Origin of the sequence: Methylobacterium sp. WL116 (assembly GCF_008039455.1) — a bacterium.
In the GTDB taxonomy this organism is placed as follows: Bacteria; Pseudomonadota; Alphaproteobacteria; order Rhizobiales; family Beijerinckiaceae; genus Methylobacterium.
This window is the reverse complement of sequence record NZ_VRUV01000449.1, coordinates 1-3,770: the sequence shown is the minus strand read 5'-3', so window position 1 is coordinate 3,770 and position 3,770 is coordinate 1. Positions and strand designations below refer to the sequence as shown.

Below are 3,770 nucleotides of genomic sequence, written 5' to 3'. Positions count from 1 at the left end.
GCACCTCAGGATGAGGGCGCGGGCGGGACGAGTGGCCGGAAGTTCCCGAGAACGGGGCCGCTGTCCGCGGCGGGCCGCCGGGGGTGTCGGTCGCGGCGGTGAGCTGGCCGGGCACCACGTCGCCCACCCGCGTCCAGGTCTGGGTCTGGCACAGCACGGAGATCAGGCAGCCCTTCACCGACAGCTCGGCGGGGGTCTCGCTCCAGATCGTCACGTCGTAGGACTTGCCGTTGTCGCCGTTGTAGATCTTGCCGACGAACCGGCCCTCCTCGTTGCGCTTCAGGCCGAGGATCATCTGGTGGCCGAGGAGCGGCCGGGCCTGCCGCTTCGGGTCGGGGTTGTAGCGGTCGATCTTCGGCTTGCCGTCCTCGCCCAGCGGCTTCGAGCCCCAGACGACGTAGCCGCACAGGTTCGCGCCGCCCGGCCCGCAATGCTCGGTCCGCACCCGGGCGCGCCCGTCCTCGGTGAACCAGGTGCCCGTGGGGTCGGCCGCGGCCGCCGGGCTGGCCCCGAGGGCGGAGGCGGCGGCGAGGCCGAGGAGGGCGAAGGTCGAGACGCGGGCGGACATGACGGTCATTCGGTTTCCTCAGGGGGAAGGGGAGGGATGGGCCGCGGGCGCGGTGCCGGCCTCGTCGCGGGCGCCGACGAAGCGGCCGAGCACCCGTCCGAGGACGCGGCTCAAGCCCTCCATCAGCAGGAACACCGCCGGCACGAAGACCAGCGAGAGCAGGGTCGAGACGATCAGCCCGGCGATCACCGCGACCGCCATCGGCGCGCGGAACTCGCCGCCGACGCCGAGCGCCATCGCGGAGGGCACCATGCCGGCGGCCATGGCGATCGTCGTCATCACGATCGGGCGGGCACGCTTGCGGCCGGCCTCGACGATCGCGGTGACGGGATCGACGCCGCGTCCCATCTCCTCGACGGCGAAATCCACCAGCATGATCGCGTTCTTGGTCACCAGCCCCATCAGCATCAGGATGCCGATCACCACCGGCATCGAGATCGGCATGCTCATCACGAGCAGGCCGAGGATCGCGCCGCCGATCGAGAGCGGCAGCGAGAACAGGATCGTCAGCGGCTGCAGGAACGAGCCGAACAGCAGCACGAGCACGGCGTACACCATCATGATCCCGGCGCCCATCGCCAGAAGGAAGCCGGAGAAGACCTCGCCCATGATCTCGGCGTCGCCGGTCTGTCGGATGGTGACGCCCGGCGGCAGGCTCTTGGCGGTCGGCGTCTCCAGCGCCTGGGCGATCAGCGAGCCCAGCGCGTCCGAGCCCTCCATGTTGGCCTCCACGGCCACGCGCACGACGCGGTCGTAGCGGTCGATCGCGCCCGGGCCCTGGTCGAGCTCGATGTCGGCCACCGCCGCCAGCGGCACCGCGGTGCCGTTGTTGGCCGGCACCTTCAGGTTCTCCAGCCGCGAGACCGTGCCGCGGGCGCTGTCGGGCAGCTGCACCCGGATCGGGATCTGGCGGTCGGCGGCGTTGAATTTGGCGAGGTTCAGGCCGATGTCGCCGATCGTTCCGACCCGCACCGTCTCGGCGATGGCGTCGGTCGAGACGCCGAGATCGGCCGCGACGCCGGGCTTCGGGCGGATGCGGACCTCGGTGCGGTTCAGGGGCGCCGTCGACATCACCGCGACGAGATGGGGGATCGCGGCCATGTCGCGCTGGAGCCTGGCGGCGACCTCGGCCACCACGCCGGCATCGGGGCCGCCGACCACGAGGGCGAGGTCGCGCTGGCCCGAGTCGCGCAGGGACCACGAGCGGATGTCGGGCTCCTGCGCGATCAGCCCGGCGATCTCGGTCTCGACGGCGGCCTGCGACTGGGCGCGGGCGTTCTTCGGCGTCAGGTTGACGGTGAGCGTGGCCAGCCGCGTCTCCCGCTTGCCGCCGACCTGCCGGCCGCCGTCGACGAAGACCGAGACCACCTCGGGCAGGGCGCGGATGCGCGCGACCACCCGGTCGGACACGGCGATGGTGTCGGCGAGCCGCGCGCCCGGCGCCAGCTCGAGCATGAACAGGGTGCGGGCGTTGTCCTGCTTCGGCACGAAGCCGGAGGGCAGCAGGCCGGTGGAGGCGAGCGAGCCGGCAAACAGGGCCAGCCCGACGAGGAGGGTGACCACCCGGTGGCGCACCGACCAGCCGACGAGGCGGCCGTAGGCGCGCATCACCGGCCCCTCGCGCTCCGCGTGGTGGGCGTGGTCGCGCAGAAAGTAGGCCGCGAGCATCGGCGTGATCAGCCGCGCGACCAGCAGCGACATGAACACCGAGACCGCGATAGTGAGCCCGAACTGGATGAAGTAGCGCCCGGCGATCCCCGGCATGAACGACACCGGCGCGAACACCGCGATCAGGGTCGCGGTGATGGCGATGACGGCGAGCCCGATCTCGTCGGCGCCCTCGATCGCCGCCCGGTAGGCGGACTTGCCCATCCGCATGTGGCGGACGATGTTCTCGATCTCGACGATGGCGTCGTCGACCAGGATGCCGGTCACCAGGGTGATCGCCAGCAGGCTGATGCCGTTCAAGGTGAAGCCGAGCGCGTCCATCGCCCAGAAGGTCGGGAACACGGAGAGCGGCAGGGCCAAGGCCGCGATCAGCGTCGCGCGCCAGTCGCGCAGGAACAGGAACACCACCAGCACGGCGAGCGCCGCGCCCTCGATCAGGGTGTGCATCGCAGAATCGTAGGAGCCGATCGTGGCCGAGACCGAGGAGTCGATCCTTTCGAATTTGACGTCGGGGTAGCTGGTCGCGAACTCCGAGATCTTCCTTTCGACGCCGGCGGCGACCTCGGCGTCGCTCGCGCCCGAGCCGCGCGAGACCGCGAAGGCGACCACCGGCCGGCCGTCGAAGCGGGCGAAGGTGCGTGGCTCCTCGATCGCGTCCCACACGGTGGCCAGATCCGCGAGGCGCACCTTGCGGCCGCCGGGCAGGACGATGGAGGTGGCCTTGAGGTCGGCGAGCGTCCGCGAGGCGGCCAGCGTCCGGATCGACTGCTCGCGCCCGCCGACCTCGCCGCGTCCGCCGGCCATGTCGGCCGAGGTCAGGCGCACCTGCCGGTTGACGTCGGCCGCGGTGATGCCGAGCGCCAGCAGCCGGTCGGGCTGCAGCTCGATGCGCATCTCGCGCGCCACGCCCCCGACCCGCTCGACGCCGCCGACGCCCTTCACCCCCTGGAGGATGCGCGCGAACCTGTCCTCGACGAGCCAGGACAGGTCGGCGGGCGTCATCGCCGGCGCGGTGACGCCGTAGATCAGGATCGGCAGGCCGGCGATCTCGACCCGGCTGATCACCGGCTCGTCGATGGTGCGCGGCAGGTTGATGCGGATCTTCGAGACCGCGTCCTTGACGTCGTTGACGGCCCGGTCGGTGTTCACCTCGAGCCGGAACTCGACGGTGGTGACGGACGAGCCCTCGGTGATCGCCGAGGTGATGTGCTTGACCCCGCGCACGCCGGCGATCGAGTCCTCGACCCATTTCGTGACCTGGGTCTGGAGCTCGGAGGGCGCCGCGCCCGACTGCGTGATCGCCACCGAGACGATCGGCACGTCGACGTTCGGCATCCGCGTCACCGCGAGCCCGCGGAAGCTGACGAGGCCGAGCACGATCAGCACGAGGAACAGGACCAGCGGCCCGATCGGGTTGCGGATCGCGTAGGCCGAGACGTTCAGGCGCATCGGGCGGCCCGTTCCTTCTGCATCACTTGGCGGGGCGGCGTCGGCTCAGGGGACGCCGGCGTCGGCGCTCGCCTCGGGCGACGGC

2 protein-coding genes are annotated in these 3,770 nt (G+C 71.5%); both read right to left on the bottom strand.

Features of this window, described 5'->3' with window-relative positions:
• The coding region (locus FV223_RS22480) for a DUF2147 domain-containing protein (protein WP_147729073.1) at nt 1-577 on the bottom strand (577 nt) is incomplete at its 3' end.
• Nucleotides 578-586: 9 nt separating this feature from the next.
• Nucleotides 587-3,685, bottom strand: coding sequence for an efflux RND transporter permease subunit (locus tag FV223_RS22475; protein ID WP_147729072.1), 3,099 nt, complete (start codon nt 3,683-3,685; stop codon nt 587-589).
• Nucleotides 3,686-3,770: the final 85 nt, after the last annotated feature.